The 18273-nt window shown below is 30.4% G+C and carries 20 protein-coding genes; 16 read left to right on the forward strand and 4 right to left on the reverse strand.

Annotation, left to right across the window (positions count from 1 at the left end):
* Positions 1-25 precede the first annotated feature (25 nt).
* The 15 genes from J3R86_RS02515 (at position 26) to ltrA (ending at position 14578) form a co-directional block, all read left to right on the forward strand.
* Positions 26-502 (forward strand): GNAT family N-acetyltransferase, encoded by a 477-nt coding sequence (locus J3R86_RS02515; RefSeq protein ID WP_207517913.1) that lies wholly within the window; start codon positions 26-28, stop codon positions 500-502.
* 36 nt (positions 503-538) lie between these two features.
* Entirely contained in the window at positions 539-1834 is a 1296-nt protein-coding gene (locus J3R86_RS02520) for an HD domain-containing protein (protein ID WP_207517914.1), read from the forward strand.
* A 71-nt stretch (positions 1835-1905) separates the two neighbouring features.
* A complete protein-coding gene (locus J3R86_RS02525) occupies positions 1906-2415 on the forward strand; it encodes a YwhD family protein (RefSeq protein WP_207517915.1) in 510 nt (169 codons plus the stop codon).
* Between the two features lie 303 nt (positions 2416-2718).
* Positions 2719-3135, forward strand: coding sequence for a YwiB family protein (locus J3R86_RS02530; RefSeq protein WP_207517916.1), 417 nt, complete (start codon positions 2719-2721; stop codon positions 3133-3135).
* Positions 3132-4793, forward strand: coding sequence for an arginine--tRNA ligase (gene argS / locus J3R86_RS02535; protein ID WP_207517917.1), 1662 nt, complete (start codon positions 3132-3134; stop codon positions 4791-4793). Before J3R86_RS02530 ends, argS begins: the two co-directional genes overlap by 4 nt.
* Positions 4794-4854: 61 nt before the next feature.
* Positions 4855-5490, forward strand: a complete 636-nt coding sequence (locus J3R86_RS02540) for an endonuclease III domain-containing protein (protein WP_207517918.1) — start codon at positions 4855-4857, stop codon at positions 5488-5490.
* Positions 5491-5538: 48 nt separating this feature from the next.
* Positions 5539-5994 (forward strand): DUF805 domain-containing protein, encoded by a 456-nt coding sequence (locus J3R86_RS02545; RefSeq protein ID WP_207517919.1) that lies wholly within the window; start codon positions 5539-5541, stop codon positions 5992-5994.
* Between the two features lie 115 nt (positions 5995-6109).
* Positions 6110-6955 carry an ABC transporter substrate-binding protein gene (locus J3R86_RS02550; protein ID WP_431607781.1) on the forward strand — a complete coding sequence of 282 codons (846 nt, stop codon included), beginning with the start codon at positions 6110-6112 and terminating at the stop codon, positions 6953-6955.
* Between the two features lie 146 nt (positions 6956-7101).
* A complete protein-coding gene (locus J3R86_RS02555; protein ID WP_207517921.1) occupies positions 7102-8052 on the forward strand; it encodes a FecCD family ABC transporter permease in 951 nt (316 codons plus the stop codon).
* A 55-nt stretch (positions 8053-8107) separates the two neighbouring features.
* Positions 8108-8827, forward strand: a complete 720-nt coding sequence (locus tag J3R86_RS02560; protein ID WP_207517922.1) for an HAD family hydrolase — start codon at positions 8108-8110, stop codon at positions 8825-8827.
* On the forward strand, positions 8811-9611 hold the full coding sequence (locus J3R86_RS02565; protein ID WP_207517923.1) for an alpha/beta fold hydrolase: 801 nt from the start codon (positions 8811-8813) through the stop codon (positions 9609-9611). The genes J3R86_RS02560 and J3R86_RS02565 overlap by 17 nt, the downstream gene beginning before the upstream one ends.
* Before the next feature lie 136 nt (positions 9612-9747).
* The gene (locus J3R86_RS02570; protein WP_207517924.1) at positions 9748-10260 is read left to right on the forward strand and encodes an SA0570 family protein; all 513 of its coding nucleotides are present in this window, start codon (positions 9748-9750) and stop codon (positions 10258-10260) included.
* A 349-nt stretch (positions 10261-10609) separates the two neighbouring features.
* Positions 10610-11326, forward strand: coding sequence for a hypothetical protein (locus tag J3R86_RS02575; RefSeq protein WP_207517925.1), 717 nt, complete (start codon positions 10610-10612; stop codon positions 11324-11326).
* Positions 11327-11708: 382 nt separating this feature from the next.
* A complete protein-coding gene (locus J3R86_RS02580; protein WP_207517926.1) occupies positions 11709-12497 on the forward strand; it encodes an alpha/beta fold hydrolase in 789 nt (262 codons plus the stop codon).
* Between the two features lie 794 nt (positions 12498-13291).
* The gene (gene ltrA, locus J3R86_RS02585) at positions 13292-14578 is read left to right on the forward strand and encodes a group II intron reverse transcriptase/maturase (RefSeq protein WP_207518488.1); all 1287 of its coding nucleotides are present in this window, start codon (positions 13292-13294) and stop codon (positions 14576-14578) included.
* 81 nt (positions 14579-14659) lie between these two features.
* Here ltrA and sarA read toward each other — a convergent pair whose 3' ends face one another.
* From sarA to sroA, 4 genes are all read right to left on the reverse strand, one after another.
* Entirely contained in the window at positions 14660-15034 is a 375-nt protein-coding gene (sarA, locus tag J3R86_RS02590; RefSeq protein WP_002465279.1) for a global transcriptional regulator SarA, read from the reverse strand.
* Between the two features lie 990 nt (positions 15035-16024).
* Complete coding sequence (locus tag J3R86_RS02595) at positions 16025-16954, reverse strand: DMT family transporter (protein WP_207517927.1); 930 nt, start codon at positions 16952-16954, stop codon at positions 16025-16027.
* A 152-nt stretch (positions 16955-17106) separates the two neighbouring features.
* A complete protein-coding gene (locus J3R86_RS02600; protein WP_207517928.1) occupies positions 17107-17328 on the reverse strand; it encodes a DUF2922 domain-containing protein in 222 nt (73 codons plus the stop codon).
* Positions 17329-17340: 12 nt separating this feature from the next.
* The gene (sroA, locus tag J3R86_RS02605; RefSeq protein WP_207517929.1) at positions 17341-17547 is read right to left on the reverse strand and encodes a sigS mRNA-stabilizing protein SroA; all 207 of its coding nucleotides are present in this window, start codon (positions 17545-17547) and stop codon (positions 17341-17343) included.
* A gap of 157 nt (positions 17548-17704) precedes the next feature.
* Between sroA and J3R86_RS02610 the strand changes: the two genes are divergently transcribed.
* On the forward strand, positions 17705-18262 hold the full coding sequence (locus J3R86_RS02610) for a tyrosine-type recombinase/integrase (RefSeq protein ID WP_207517930.1): 558 nt from the start codon (positions 17705-17707) through the stop codon (positions 18260-18262).
* Positions 18263-18273 lie beyond the last annotated feature (11 nt).

Here is an 18273-nt window from a genome sequence, read left to right on the forward strand (position 1 = left end):
ACATGCAATCGAAGGGAGCAACAACATGTATAACGTGAGACAAGCGACTGAAAAAGATGCAGTAGCTATTAGAGATGTAGCAACGAAAGCATGGTTTAATACTTATTTAAATATCTATGCTGCTCAAACAGTAAATGAGTTATTGGAAGCATCTTATAATGTACATCATTTGAAAAAAAGATTACAAGATCAACTCTTTTTAGTTGTGGAAGAAAATAATGATATAGTAGGGTTTGCAAATTTTATTTACGGTGAAGAATTATTTTTATCTGCACATTATGTCAGACCTGAATCACAACATAAAGGTTACGGTACAATATTACTAAATGAAGGACTAGCTAAATTTTCAAATCAATATGATGTGGTTTACTTAGAAGTTGATAATCAAAATGCTGAGGGCGTAGAATATTACAAACAACAAGGTTTTGAAATATTACGTTCTTACCAACCAGAAATGTATGGGGAAAAGTTAGATTTAGCTTTAATGAAGAAACAATTTTAAGTATTTCAAAATATAGATTATTAAAGGAGGGATACAGTGAAAGTCCAATACCAAGATCAAAAACTCCCAGAAGAAAAGGTTTTTAAAGATCCTATTCATCGATACATACATGTTGAAGATCAGCTAATTTGGGATTTAATAAAAACGAAAGAATTTCAAAGATTACGTCGTATTAAACAATTGGGAACACTATATTTATCCTTTCATACTGCTGAACATAGTCGATTTGGTCATTCTTTAGGTGTTTATGAAATTGTTAGACGCATCATAGATGATTCTTTTATAGGTCATGAAGCGTGGGATAATAAGGATAGACCATTAGCGTTATGTGCAGCATTATTACATGATTTAGGTCATGGACCTTTTTCACATAGTTTCGAGAAAATATTTAATACTGATCATGAAGCATACACTCAAGCAATCATTACTGGCGATACAGAAGTTAATGCTGTTTTAAGTAGAGTATCTGCATCATTTCCAAATGAAGTAGCAGAAGTAATTAATAAGACACATGATAATAAATTAGTGATATCAATGATTTCATCGCAAATTGATGCTGATAGAATGGACTATTTACAACGGGATGCCTACTTTACTGGCGTATCTTATGGGGCATTTGATATGGAACGTTTATTAAGATTGATGAGACCGTCAAAAGATGAGGTATTAATTAAAGAAAGTGGTATGCATGCAGTTGAAAACTTTATTATGAGTCGGTACCAAATGTATTGGCAAATTTATTTTCATCCCGTGAGTCGTGGTGGGGAAGTATTGTTAAACAATTGTTTGAAACGAGCTAAACAACTTTATAATGAAGGTTATGAATTTAAGTTATATCCTCATGATTTCATACCTTTTTTTGAAGAAACAGTTACCATAGAACAATATGTTGAACTTGATGAGGTGGTTGTGACTTACTACATTGAAAAATGGATTAAAGAAGATGATGAAATTTTGAGTGATTTAGCTCGACGTTTTATTAATCGTGATTTATTTAAATACATTCCCTTTGATGGTTCAATCATCACTATTTCAGAGTTACAAGATTTATTTGTCGCAGGTGGAATTAATCCAGATTATTATTTTGTGAGTGAAGCTTTTTCAGATCTTCCATATGATTACGACCGCCCTGGTTCAAATCGTAAACCCATTCATTTACTTAAAAGAGATGGCACAATTAGGGAAATTAGTAATCAGTCACTCATTATAAATAGTATCACTGGTATTAATAGACAAGACTATAAACTATATTATCCAAGAGAAATGGTTGCGAATATAGACAATAAAGAGATAAGAGAAGCAATTGAAAATTTAATTAATGAGCTAAACTAATTCTTTGATTGATTGAATAAGAATTAATTATACTTTTAACATGTAGAAACAATATTGTGGAGGTTTTTTAAGTGTCTGAGAAAAAAGGTTTTAACTTTAACATCATTAAAAATGATCCTTTAGATGGACATAAAGGAACAAATATAGGGTCGATTAGTCTTGACAACATTGCACCAGTGTTTATAGATGTTGCTAATCAAGAAGCATTTATTGATATTGGTGGTATGCATGCACGAGCAAAAGTTGAAAAAGGTGTTAAATGGATTACTGACAAAGAAGTTGTTGAAGGTGAAGAAGCTAAAGAATATTGGTTATGTTGGGTCACTACCGAACGTAGTGAACAAGGTCCCTATTATGCTGGGGTAACGGCTTGCTATTTAATGGTAAACAAATCCATAAGACGAGGATATAAAAGTATGCCTGAACATGTTAATATGATGGATAAATCAATGAAACATCATATTATCATTGATCACATTGGTGAAGACAATAAGAAGATATTAAAAGATTTTCTTATACAACATGATGAAACAATGTGGAATAATTCTACAGCAGAATTACATCAAGCTTTTAGTAATTAAAAATTTAGGGTTCAAATTAAACGCTACTGTATTTAATATAGAATAGAAAATGACTGAATAATATCGTAATAAACGCAATTGCCGGATTATGGTTAGTCGTTTTAGTTGGAGTGGGAATAAGAAATTAATGTTAAATAAATTGATTTCTTATTCCCATTCCTATTTTTTTAATATTGAGAAACAACAAGTTAAAGTAACATATAAATGATAATATCAAGTTATTTAAATATGATAGAACCTCTAATAAAACAACTTTTAATGTGTTATAATATTGCTATTATGCGAAAATTAGGTGAGTAGTAATTGGATAAGAAAGTTAGTATTCAAACGAGACAAGTATTGAAGCAAAATGACCAAAAAGACAAATTTACCTTTACTACTGAAGGAACTTGGCAACAACGGCAAGCTGATTATATTCGGTATGTAGAACAAATTGAAGATGCCAACGTTAATGTAACGCTTAAAATAAACCAAGATAGTGTCAAATTAATACGAAAAGGCGATATCAATATGACTTTACATTTTGTTGAAGGTCATACGACGACGACATTATATGATATTCCTGCTGGACGAATGACACTTGATGTTAAAACGCTAAGCATCTTACATTTTGTTAACAAAGATAGTGGTAAGTTGAAAATTCATTATGAATTATATCAAAATGATGAAAAAATGGGCATTTATCAATATGAAATAAATTATAAGGAGATAAGCGAATGAATATCATTGATCAAGTAAAACACACGTTAATTGAAGAAATTGCAAATAGTATCAAAAAAGCAGATTTAGCACAAGATATTCCAGATATTAAAATTGAAATCCCCAAAGATACTAAAAATGGTGATTACTCAACAAATATTGCAATGGTGTTAACAAAGATTGCTAAAAAGAACCCTCGTGACATTGCACAAGCAATTGTTGATAATTTAGATACAACTAAAGCACAAGTAAAACAAATTGATATTGCTGGACCAGGATTCATAAACTTTTATATGGATAATCAATATCTTACTCAAATTATACCTCAAGCTTTACAAAAAGGTGATCAATTTGGGCATGTAGAAGAATCTAAGGGACAGAATGTACTTTTAGAATATGTGTCAGCAAACCCAACTGGAGATTTACATATTGGACATGCACGTAATGCCGCAGTGGGTGATGCCTTAGCCAATATCTTAGATGCAGCTGGATATAATGTTACTCGAGAATACTATATCAATGATGCTGGTAATCAAATTACTAATTTAGCACGATCAATAGAAACAAGATTCTTTGAAGCACTAGGAGATAATAGTCATCAGATGCCGGAAGATGGTTATAACGGTAAAGATATTATAGAAATAGGTAAAGACTTAGCTGACAAACATCCTGAAATTAAAGATTATTCAGCTGAAGAACGTTTAAAAGAGTTTAGACAACTAGGTGTAGAATATGAAATGGTAAAACTTAAAAAAGATTTATCTGATTTTAATACACATTTTGATAATTGGTTTAGTGAAACAACGTTATATGAAAAAGGAGAAATCCTTGAAGTATTAGCTAAAATGAAAGAGTTAGGTTATACGTATGAAGCAGATGGAGCTACATGGTTACGTACTACTGACTTTAAAGATGATAAAGATAGAGTTTTAATTAAAAAGGATGGAAATTATACGTATTTCTTACCAGATATTGCATACCACTTTGACAAAATTAAAAGAGGTAATGACATTTTAATCGATTTATTTGGAGCAGATCATCATGGCTATATTAATCGTATTAAAGCATCTCTAGAAACGTTTGGCGTCGATAGCGACCGTTTAGAAATTCAAATCATGCAAATGGTTCGTTTAATGCAAAATGGAGAAGAAGTTAAAATGAGTAAACGTACTGGTAATGCCATTACATTACGTGAGATTATGGATGAAGTTGGTGTAGATGCTGCACGTTACTTCCTAACAATGCGTAGTCCTGATAGCCATTTTGATTTTGATATGGAATTAGCTAAAGAGCAATCACAAGATAACCCAGTTTATTATGCACAATATGCTCATGCTCGTATTTGTTCAATTTTAAAACAAGCTAAAGAACAAGGTATTGAAATTTCTGAAGTGAATGACTTCACAACTATAACTAATGATAAAGCAATTGATTTACTCAAAAAAGTGGCAGATTTTGAACCGACAATTGAAAGTGCCGCAACACATCGAGCAGCACATAGAATTACAAATTATATCCAAGATTTAGCAGGACATTTCCATAGATTTTATAATGCTGAAAAAGTACTTTCTGATGATTTAGCTAAGACTAAAGCACATATTGCTATGATCGAAGCAGTTAGGATTACGTTGAAAAATGCTTTATCTATGGTTGGTGTTAGTGCTCCAGAATCAATGTAAACGAAAAACCTCAAAGCATAATGTTTTGAGGTTTTTTAATGAGATTTATAGGAGGAAAAAGATGTTAACCCCTAATCAACTATATCAAGTTTTGTATGACAATATGGGACCTCAATATTGGTGGCCGGCATCTAATAATATTGAAATGATGCTTGGCGCGATATTAGTTCAAAATACAAGGTGGAATAATGCTGCAATGGCATTACAACAATTGCAACAACAGACTGAGTTTATGCCAGAAAATATTCTGAAGTTAACACACAGCGAACTCCAAACACTAATACGTTCAAGTGGTTTCTATAAAAGCAAAGCTGCTACTATAATTAATTTATTAACTTGGCTTGCTGAGCATCATTTTAATTACGATAATATTAATAAATTTTATGGTGAGCAATTACGACAGCAACTCCTAGCAATTAAAGGTATAGGAAGTGAAACTGCAGATGTGCTATTAGTGTATATATTTAAAAGGGTAGAATTTATACCAGATAATTATACTAGAAGAATATTTTATAAATTAGGCTACAGTAATACTGTAAACTATGATAAGTTTAAAAGAGAAATTGTGTTACCACAAGATTTTAATCATCAAGATGCTAATGAATTTCATGCCTTACTTGATCATTTTGGTAAATGTTATTTTAACGATAAAGATATGGAGCATTGTGGATTTTTACAACCATATTTTATTAGATAAATAGATTAACTTAATAACTAAAAAAATTGTTACAAAAGGAGCATAAATATGATTCAAGCAATTAAGGACTATTGGACTAATTATTTTGTTTTAAATAGTCGAGCGACTAGAACGCAGTTTTGGTGGGGATTTCTCTTTTATATTGTAACAAGTATTGTCATCACTCAACTGAATAGTACGTTCACTGGTGATATGTTAATCATTGATGTTTTCGTAAAAGTAGTAAATGTCATCTTATTTTTTGGGATGTTTACACTATCAGTTAGGAGATTTCATGATGTTGGCAGAACAATGTTAATACCGGTTATTTATGCAATATTAAATGTATTATTCATATTTTCTGATGTCTTAAATACGATACATGTAAGAAAAGAATTCGTAGTAATAATAGCGATTATGGCTTTGTGTATCATAATAGCAGAACTAGCTATTTCTATTTTTGCGTTAATTGTTTGTTTAGCTGTTAGCCAACCTAAAGATAATCAATATGGGCCACGACCATAGCAATACATATAACATTAGATTTTTCAGTATATAAAATAACAGTCAATTAAATTAAAGAAAGAAGGAACAGCTTTTGAAGACGAAATTATTAGCCCTAGTTATTGTCATACTGTTGATTGCGTCAGCATGTAGTAACGGGAAAAATGATAAAGCAAACTCTAATAAAGAACAAGATAATAAGACACCTTATCATCGTATTATTTCATTAATGCCAAGTAATACAGAAATATTATATAAGTTAGGTTTAGAAAACAATATTGTAGGTGTATCTACAGTAGACGACTACCCTAAAGATGTTAAAAAAGGTAAAAAACAATTTGACGCTCTAAACCTTAATAAAGAGGCATTATTAAAAGAGAAACCAGATTTAATCTTGGCCCATGCATCTCAAAAAGGTTCTACAGATAAAGTATTAAAATCACTAGAAAAAAGTGGCATCAAAGTAGTATATGTTAAAGATGCTCAATCTATCGATGAAACATACGATACGTTCAAGCAAATAGGTAAAATAACGCATCGTCAAAAACAAGCTGATCAACTTGTAGAGGATACTAAAAAAAGTGTTGATAAAGTCATAAATTCCATACCTAAACATCATAAGCAACCAAATGTTTTTATTGAAATTTCTTCCAAACCAGATATTTATACTGCAGGTAAACATACATTCTTTAATGATATGTTAACAAAATTAGATGCCAAAAATAGTTTTGATGATATAGATGGATGGAAATCAGTTTCTAAAGAAAGCATTATCAAACATAATCCAGATGTACTTATATCTACTGAAGCTAAAACAAGAGCAGATTATATGGATATCATTAAAAAACGTGGTGGTTTTAAAAATATTAAAGCTGTTAAAAATACACGAATAGAAATCGTTAATGGAGATGCAGTTTCAAGGCCTGGACCAAGAATTGCTGATGGATTAAAAGATTTAAGAGATGCAATATATCGTAAATAACCTTTAATATCAACTTATTATAGTCTTCTTACCATTTAATTATTTTTAAATTTTATGGTAAGGAGATTTTATTATACTTTTTACATGGAATAGAATGCTTTATTATTGCTATAATTAATATAAAATTATTTTAGGAAGCGTTAATGATGACATTTCACAAAGTTTTAGTAATTTGGTTAGTGCTGTTAGGTATCGCTAGTTTATCATCACTATTTTGGAATATAGGGGATATCAATGATAGCTTTAATCAATCTATTTTATTAAATGTAAGAGTACCACGTTTATTAGAAGCGATGTTAACTGGTATGATATTAGCTTTAGCCGGTTTAATATTTCAAACAATATTAAATAATCCTTTAGCAGATAGTTTTACACTTGGCTTAGCAAGTGGTGCCACGTTTGGTTCTGGACTATCATTGTTTTTAGGATTGGGATTGCTATGGCAACCAGTCATGTCTATTTTTTTTAGTTTGTTGTCACTGTTTGTAGTATTAATTTGCAGCTCAATGATATCTAAAGGCTATCCAATAAGAATTTTAATACTAGCCGGTTTAATGGTTGGAGCGTTATTTAATGCTTTACTGTATTTTTTAATTTTACTTAAACCAAGACAATTAAATTCAATTGCCAACTATTTGTTTGGAGGCTTTGGAGACGCTGAATATAGTCATGTGTGGATGATAGCTAGTGCTTTATTTTTAGCATTAGTCATTTTTATAGTGTTATTGAATTCAATTAAGTTATTACAACTAGGGGAAATGAAAAGTCAATCATTAGGCCTAAATGTACAACTTATAAGTTTTATGGCCTTAACTGTAGCATCGATGATGACTGCTATCAATGTTGCGTATGTTGGTATTATAGGATTTGTTGGTATGATTATACCTCAGCTAATTAGAAGGTATTTTGCTAGATTGACACTTGGACAACAAATGACCTTGAATTTAGTCATTGGAGCAACAATGTTAACTATAGCTGATTTTATTGGGAGTAATATTGTTGCCCCGATACAAATACCAGCAAGTATTATTATTGCTTTAATCGGTATACCGATTTTATTTCATTTATTAATTTCACAAACCAAACTATTACACTAATGACAGACATTTGCTAAAATAATATTAACTATGAAAATAAAGAGGTCAAAAGGATATGGATTTAAGTCATATTAAAGCTGTAGTATTTGATTTAGAGGGCACATTATTAGATAGAGTTAAATCGAGGGATAAGTTTATTGAAGAGCAATATGAAAGGTTTCACGACTACTTAATTCATATTCAATTAGCAGATTTTAAAAAGACGTTTATTGAACTTGATGATGATGAAGATAATGATAAACCTGACTTATATAAAGAAATAATAAAACGATTTCATATAGATAGATTAACGTGGAAAGATTTGTTTAATGATTTTGAAATGCATTTTTATCGCTATGTTTTCCCGTACTACGATACACTTTATACTCTAGAAAAATTATCTAAACAAGGATATTTAATTGGTGTCATTGCTAACGGTAAGTCTAAAATTAAACAGTTTCGACTTCATTCTTTAGGACTGATGCATGTGATAAATTATCTGTCAACTTCTGAAACGGTAGGCTTTCGTAAGCCCCATCCTAAAATTTTTGAAGACATGATTGAACAATTAAATGCCAAGCCGGATGAAATTATGTATGTAGGAGACGATGCATTAAATGATGTAGCACCTGCACGTGCAATGGGTATGGTTAGTGTATGGTATAAACAAGAAGGTGCAGAAATTGAACCATTAGCTGAAGAAGTAGACTTTACTATAACTACAATTGAACAATTATTGTCAATTTTACCTATAAATAATGAGCATAAAGGAGATAATCATGGATTTATTTACTAGAAAAGATGGCACATCAATACACTATAGTACATTAGGGGAAGGTTATCCTATTGTTTTAGTGCATACCGTATTTGATAATTATACTGTGTTTAACAATCTTGCTAAAAAATTAGCAAAGTCATTCCAAGTAGTACTTGTGGACTTAAGGGGACATGGATATTCAGATAAACCACGTTATATTGATATACATGATTTTGCTGATGATTTAGTGAAATTGTTGGATTATTTATATATAGAGGAAGCGGCTTTTATTTGTCATGAAATGTCAGGAGTTATTGGAGCAGATATTTCAATTCGCTATCAAAATCATATTTCCTCACTTACATTGGTTAATCCAACTTCAATTGAAGGAGAACTTCCAGAAGAACGTTTATTCAGAAAATATGCTCACATCATTAGAAATTGGGATCATGAAAAACAAGACAAGTTTTTAAATAAACGTAAATATTATCGCCCACGCAAAATGAATCGCTTTTTAAAACATGTTGAAAATACAAACGAAATTGCTACAAAAGAAGAAATTGAAGCAGTTACGGATATTTTTAAGCGTCATGGGATTTCAAAATTATACCGTGATGTATCTGTACCCGTATTAATTATAGCGGGTGAATATGGTGAAAGAACAACAAGACTTGAAGCTAAAGAGGTTGAAGATTTAATTCAACATGGAGAATTTGAAGTATTCCATGAATCTAGTGCATTCCCATTTGTTGAAGAAGAAGATAAATTTATAAAACAAGTAACATCATTTATCAATGCTCATCATGATAATAGAGTTATATAAAATTTAAAATCTTAGCTAACAAATATGACACAACACTTGTAACATATTTGTAACATTACTGTTATTTTAGTAATAATTATAGTATAATAAAAATAAGCACAAAACGACAAAAGATAAAAAAGGAGAGAGAGTGCTTATGAAAAAGCTACTAATCGCAAGTGTTATAACATGTTGTGTATTATTTGGAGTAGGTATGACAAGTTCTCATGCTGAAGCAGCAAGTGGCAATTCTTTAGAAACAGTTAAACAATTAAGTCAAGGTGATCAATCACTTGAAAAAGTTAAAATAGGAGAATCAATGCATAACGTATTAAAAACATACAAGAACCCTGTGTATTCTTACAATGAAGATGGTACGGAGCATTATTATGAATTTCATACTAATAAAGGTACATTATTAGTTACAGCAGATGGCAAAAAGAATGAAGGTCATGTTAAACGAGTATCAATGATGTACAACCATGCTAATGGGCCAACATATAAAGAAGTGAAAAAATATGTTGGAAATCAAGCGATAACGAGAGTTCATTACAATGATGTTACTGGCAATTTTGGTTATATCCAAAAAGGTAAAGCATCATATCAATTTAGTTCAGATTCTCCACAAGATAAAAATGTTAAATTATATCGTATAGACTTACAACAATAATAAATTGAATAGCATTCATAGCCGACAAGTAAGTGGTTCAGCTTGTCGGCTATTTTAATAGAGCGGTCTAAATTAAGTTTTCTAAATATTAGAACTGATAAACAAATAATGAATAATTTAAAATACGAATTATTTTGAAGTCGAGACTGCTGAGACAGTATCCTAGTATGTGACTCAACAGAGAAAAACTGGTTACCTAAAATAGGTTTACGGTTTATTAATTTATAATAAACTGCATAAGAGTTTCTAGCTATCAAGATAGCAGAAACTCTAAATGCTTATTTATTTACGAAATTACATATAAACACTACAATATTTAAAGATGCTTATTATTTAAAGGAGCTTATTCATGCGTGTCAATGATAAAATATTATTAGAAAATATAGAAGATTATTTTAATCATAAAGGTTTATCACCAAATTCAATTGATGATATCAAAGAAAAAATCCGTCATGATATTAAAAATTCAGAACAACAAGATTTGGATTATATTGAATATAGGAAGAAATCGCCTGCTCAAATCATTTTAATGATTCAAAGAAATTTATTTGCGCTACAACTTAACCCACTAGTATTTTTTATACTTAACTTTTTATTAATATCATATCTTTACGATAAACAATATGTAGATTTTCAGGCCATAACGGGAATTAGTTTATTTTATTGTGCAATTATCTTTCCGCTTACTATATTTATATATTTAAGAGTGGCACAAAAGAACTATTTAAGAAGTAATAATTTTGAAATGTTTTTAGGAATTATCGTTGCTACTATATCTTTAGTACTTATTATAATGAATGCATTTAATATGAGTTGGGGAATTATACCAATTACGGGTTATGGCCACCAATTTTTCTTTTTCATAGGAATTATTTTAGTTATTGCTGGTTTCTTTTTTAAACGTTTAGTCTTTAGTGGTATAGGACTATTATTTTGTCAAAAAACTATAGATTCAATGGTTCATAATCCTAATGTTGCACAAATTTGTTCTTTGGCAATTTGGATTATCTTAGTTGTACTAGTGGTTTATTTTACAATAAAATTATCATCAAGAACTAGAATATAGTAACTTACTGACGAGTTATTTAGAAATAATTATGAGAATATAATATGGCAAGAGAGCCTGAGACAAAGATATTTCAGACTTAAATTAAAATATTTGGCAGTAACTGTCTGGTTTGTAAAATATTGATAAATCAACATTTTACAAACTTAGGCAGTCTTACCGGGGTGAGATTACGACATAAATGTTATTTGAAATTTATGTCTGTCTCACTCCTTTTTTAGCTAAAAGTAAAACGACATCATCGAAAATCAGTTAATGTCGCTGATATTTCATGACAATTTAAAAAATATGAGATTTTTTATTGTAAAAAATTAAATTTTAAAATTAACAAGCGTAGAACGAAACGAGGTTGGGTATAACAATTACTAAGGGAGGTGTCACAATGAATAAAGTTCAAACGAATAGTCAAACCCAACTTGCCTATAAAGAACAGGGTGAAGGGGATGTTATTATTTTACTTCACGGTTTAGATGGTAACTTAGCAGGGTTTGAACAGTTACAACAAATGCTGTCAAAAACATATAAAGTGATTAGTTATGATATGAGAGGACATGGGAAATCAACTCATCAAAGCTCTTATGAACTAATGGATCATGTTAACGACTTAAAAGCATTAATGGAACAATTAAAAGTTCATAAGGCACATATTATTGGATTTGATTTAGGTGGTGTTGTTGCCAAATTATTTACAGATCAATTTGCATGTTGTGTTAAATCATTAACTTTAATTGCTGCAAAACAAGATGATTTAATTCATGGATTTACGCAATTATTAATCGACTATCAAGATAAAGTAGCAGGATTTAATAAATCAGAGGCCTATATCATATTATTTTCAAAATTATTTAAAAATCAAGAAAGTACAATGAAATGGTATCAAAACCAGAGATTGTATAGTATGCAAACAGAAGATGATAGCGCAGCCGCTGTTAGAGCGTTAATTCAATATCAAGCAGATACAACAACTATAAATCAACACACCTGTGTGCCAACCCTAATTATTAATGGCAAATACGATCCGTTAATAAAAGATAAACAAAATTTTCCATTTGAGGACTATTATACAAACGTTACTAAATATGTTTTCGAGCATTCTGGTCATGCCCCACATATTGAAGAATCAGATAAGTTTCTTGAATACTATTTAGAATTCTTAAACAAAATAAACTAATTACTTTATTTATTGTGAATTGAAAATGTGACACGATATATTAATTGTAATCATGATAATTTTAAATACAATAAACATTTGCTATTTTAGTAAAATTGGTATGAAATCGTAAATAGCTAACAACAAGCTTTTTAACAATTAAAAAGAGTAATTAATTTCTACATAATAAAGGTCGCCAATGTATATAATATTATTTGCAAATCATGTTACCTTATTGGAATTCTAGCTTTAAATTCACAAAATAAAAAACGAGATAATCACCTTGTTATCAGTGATTATCTCGTTTTAATTGTGCGCCCGGCATGGGTAATTACTAGACGGTGAAAGTCCGTTACAGGCTTGGTAGTAGGAACTGTTAGCGAAAGACAAGGGTGTCCATTGTGAAATGGAATCTGAAGGAAGTCGGACGCAAACACTCGCACTGACGAACAGAAATATCATACAAGGCTATGTGGAATGGATGAATCTGCAATACAAGATAAAGTCCGATACTACCCGAGTTCTATATAGTAAATGATGCAGTGGAATGAGTGGAAAGTGGTTACTCTTACCCGGGGAGGTCTCATCAGCGATAAAAAAAATCGTAGTAATAACGAATGATGAGAAGTCAGCAGAGGTCATAGTAGGTAGAAATACTGAAGGACTGAACAATATTCATACAAAGTAAAGAATGGAGGTTAGAGATTTACAACGTACAGAATACAATTAATGATTGGCAACTCATAGAAAGATAAGTAGTGGAACGAAAAAGGATATATGAGTGCGTACAGTAAATCTTAGGTGAAATGAAAGAAATGTATCGTGAGTCTCCATCTATGATGGAGCTTGTTGTAAGAGAGAATAATATACAAAAAGCAATTAAGAAAGTGAAGAAAAACAACGGTGCACCTGGCATCGATGGCATGCGAGTAAGTGAATTAACATCACATTTCGCAAAATACTTTCCACAAATTAAACAAAAACTGCTTGATGGCACGTATAAGCCACAAGCAGTAAGAAAGGTTGAAATACCTAAATCAAATGGGAAAAAGCGCGTGCTTGGAATCCCTGTCGCAAGAGACAGAGTTATCCAACAAGCCATTAAACAAGTCATTGAACCTAGTATCGACCGTACTTTCTCAAAACACAGTCATGGCTTTAGACCGAATCGTAGTACAGGAACTGCACTTAAAGAATGTGCAACATACTATGAAGAAGGTTACTTAGTTGCAGTTGATTGTGATTTAAAACAGTGCTTTGATATGTTGAACCATGATAAATTAATGTATCTATTTGAACGACATGTTCAAGATAAAGCCATTTCTAAATTTATTCGTAGAAGCCTACAGGTTGGTGCAATCGACCTCAATGGTAATTATCGAAGTAGAGAAATAGGTGCACCGCAAGGTGGTGTTATTTCCCCGTTACTTTGTAATATTTATCTTCACGAATTAGATAATGAATTGGAGAAACGTGGTCATCGCTTTGTTCGTTATGCAGATGACTTCGTCATCTTTGTACGTACAAAACGAGCGGGTCAACGTGTCATGGAAAGTGTGACAAAGTTTATCGAAAAAGACCTTAAACTTATTGTAAATAGTGAAAAGAGCAAGGTAGGTTCTATCACACGTTTAAAGTTCTTGAGTTGTCTAATGACCAAAGTAAATGGCACTTATCGTTTCAGACCGACTATGGAAGCAAGAAGAAATTTAAAACGCACCTTAAGACGTCTAACGAAACGAAATAGACCAGGTACCTTTAAAGAGATTATATCAGAAATTAATCAAGTAACACGAGGGTGGATAAATTACTTTGGTAAAGGATTTATTACAGGTTTTGTAACGAAGTTACAATCATGGTTAAACCGACGCATTAGACAACTAATCCTCAAAAGATGGAAAAGAATAAAAACCAAATATAAGATGTTACGTAAGTATGGACTTGACCATAAGAGTGCAATGAAAATTGCCAATTCAAGAAAGAAATACTGGCGCTTATCATCAACGCATGAAGTTCATCGTGCACTTACAACAAAACGTCTCTACAAGTGGGGGTTAGAACCATTAACCCAACTCGCAGAGACGGCTTACGCAAGATATTGAACCGCCGAGTACGGAACCGTACGCTCGGTGGTGTGAGAGGACGGATAATCAAATAATGGTTATCCTCCTACTCGATTACGATTAAATTTGAATTTCATTATTTGCTTCTGTGATGCGTTTATTAACACGACTTAATAATGCATCAATTTTTTTGCGTTGTTGTGCATTAACCAAGATTAAGACTGTTCTCTCATCATGTTCGTTACGTTTTTTATCAAAGTAATCTTCTTGAGATAAGATTTTAACAGCTTTTACAACTTGTGGTTGTTTATAATTTAAATGATTAATAATATCTTTTAGATAATATTCTTTCTCTTTGTTTTCACTGATGTATGTTAGTACAGCAAATTCTTCAAAGCTAATTGAGAATTCTTTTTTGATTAAACTTTTTAATTTGTCAGCATAAGTGACCATTGATAATAGTTCGAAACAATCATTTATTTTAGATATTGCCATTGATGAAACCTCCCTATATTGTACCAATTTGTGGTACATTTGCCCGATATTTATTTATATCTATTATATTAAATAGTAGATACGTAATTCATAATTTTACATTAAATAAATTTTATTAAATATATTTAATGCTGTATTATTTAGTTAATTATAACTAGTTAAAAATAAAAAGTAAACAAAAAAGTGTTAATAAAACAAATTATTGATTAAATACAATGAATGTATTTTTAAAATAGCAATTTGTACTATCAAAAATATCAGTAATTATTAAAATTACTCGTAATTTAATTATTTAACAAGTGTTATTTATTAGATATAATTATTTAGTACAATTAATTACCTTTCTACGTCTGACACTATCAATCACTTATACTGACTGCTTTTTATATAATAACAGTTACATTAACTTAGTATGTATATACCCGTTTTTATAATTTTTATTTTAACATTTCTAAATTTTTTCATATATTTTTGTTATAACAATTAGTTTTCTAATTTTAATATTGTATATATAACTATCATTAGTTTTGTAATGATTATAAAAATACGATTATTAACTATTTAGAAATGTAAAAAATACGCCTATTATGATTAAATAAAAATTACTTTTATAACAATTGATTATATATAAAGTGTATATTGTTTGGAATTAAATCATATACCTAGATAGTCATTTATTACGATATTAATTTAATAGGTTAAATTATAAAACTATCAGAATTAGAATATTAGCATGAAATACAAAATTTTTCTATTAAAAAGAGTGTTAACTTTCACTTTTAAGTTAAAAATGTAGTATTCAGTACAAAATGAAAAAAATGGGAGTGGGACAGACATAAATTTTAAATGACATTTATGTCATAATCCCACCCCGGCATGACTGAACAGGTTTATAAAACGTTGATTTATCAATATTTTACAAACCTGATAGTTACTGCAAAAATGCTTGGATGTATGTGTGAAATATTTTTGTCATAGGCTCCTAGAGATTTAGAATAATCTTAAAAGTATGATGCCAATTGTAATACATAATAATCCGCAACATTTTCTAAAGGTAATTTTATTTTTGGGTGATCCTAATAAGCCAAATTGATCAATAATTACACCCATTAGCATTTGACCTAACATTCCAACTATTGTCGTAAGCGCAGCACCAAGGAATGGCATTAGTATGATATTAGCTGTGACGAAAGCCATACCTAACAAACCACCTATGAAATAAATAGGTTTTAATTGACCTAATGTTTGAATATGAGATTCAATTTTAAGTGTGCGATGAAAGGCCAAGGTTAGAATAAATAGCGCAATCGTTCCAATCGTAAACGATACTAAAGATGCAAAAATAGATGAGTGAGTACTAGTAGCAAGTGCACTATTAACTGTTGTTTGAATCGGTGGAGCAAAGCCAAATATAAAGCCTACAATTATCCACATGATGAAAGCTTTATTTTGACTATTAGTAAGCTTTGTCTTTGGAATATAATTCATTAATAAAATACCTAAAAATAAAATGATAACTCCTACTCCTTTAAGAATTGAGAAAGTATGAGTTGATGCGCCAAACCAACCAAAAGTGTCTATCAATACGCCCATAATAATTTGTCCAGCAACTGTCATGACGACTGTTAGTGCAGCACCCAATCTAGGTAATAATAACAGATTACCAGTTAAGAAACATACACCAAGTAGGCCACCTAAAAACCATGTATAGTTAAATGTTTGATGAGCATAGAAATCACTACTAAATATTGCTGGCGTCATTATAATATTTAAAATGACTAAGAAAAGCGTGCCAACTGCAAATGAAATAGTAGATGCATAAAAGGAAGAACGTGTAAATTGACTTAAACGTGAATTGATAGAAGTTTGAATGGGGATAAGCATGCCTACAACAATACCAAATAAATATAATAAAAACATAATTTTCACACTTTCTAATTAGAATGAGCCTATTATAACTAAAATGTTGTGTGAAATAAATAGTGAATATTAAACAAAAAAACAGCCTGAAGAGAACATTCCCTTCAGACTGTTTAAAGCTACAAGTTATTTCAAATACATATAAAATTGCATTATTTATCTTCAAATAGCACTGTTGTAGTTTTATCAACTAATTGGGCAGCTTGTACTTTGGCGATAGAACCACTTTTAGACGTTAATACATTTAAATCAACTAACGAATTCATACTATTTCTGACTAATTGTTCTGTGACAATATTGTTTACTTGTGGTAGTTGTAGCTTAAATGGTTTATCAAATGTTGTTTTAAAGTTAAGTTCAAGTGTTTTTGTCATAAGAATAACCTCCTATAAAATTGACATAGATTTGATAACTTCTACTTTTGAGTAAGATTCACCAGTAAGACGTTCAATGATAGAGCTGAACGTCTTAATTTGATCGTTTGATACTTGAGGATTGATGTTACTGAAACGACGTTTAAATTCTGTTACTTTTCCATCAGTATCTTGCTTAGCTAATGTTAAGACAATAGTTACTTGATTAATATCTGCCATAAACTTTGACCTCCTTTCATACTATATATCGTTACAAAATGAAAAAAGAGCCAATATTTTTAAAAATAATGTTTAAAAAAATGCTGAACGGTAATAAAACAATGTAACTTAATTATGATTGATTATTGATTAAGACACTTAAAAGTTGTGGGGATATATGAATAAAGTAGAGCCAATTAAAAAAATTGAAGATATAGAAAAAATGTACAAGGTTCTTAAAGCAAAATCTTTGAGGGATTATTTATTTTTTAAACTAGCTATACATACAGGATATAAAGTTTGTGAATTATTAACGCTTACAGTACAACAAGTTAAGTCGTTAGTTGAAAATGAAGGTTTACATATAATTAGTCACCAACAAGCTGTGAATATTAAGGTCAAGCTACCTGAAAATTTAATTTCAGAATTATTAAGTTATATAGAAGTTGAAGCGTTAAATGATGAAGATTTTATGTTTCAATCGACACGCACGCATAAAATATTATCTAGACAACAAGCTTATAGAATTATTCACCAAGCTGCTATTGAAGCGGAAGTGCCACATATTGGTTTAACTACTTTACGCAAAACATTTGCTTTACATGCTTATTTAAATGGGATTCCTATTTCGGTAATACAAAAATATTTAGGACATCAGACTTCTATAGAAACTTTAAAATTCATTGGAAAAGATGTAGATGATGAACAATGTACTTTTATTTCATTAAATTTATAGAGAAAAGGAGA

This window comes from Staphylococcus simiae (genome assembly GCF_017357005.1).
In the GTDB taxonomy this organism is placed as follows: domain Bacteria; phylum Bacillota; class Bacilli; order Staphylococcales; family Staphylococcaceae; genus Staphylococcus; species Staphylococcus simiae_A.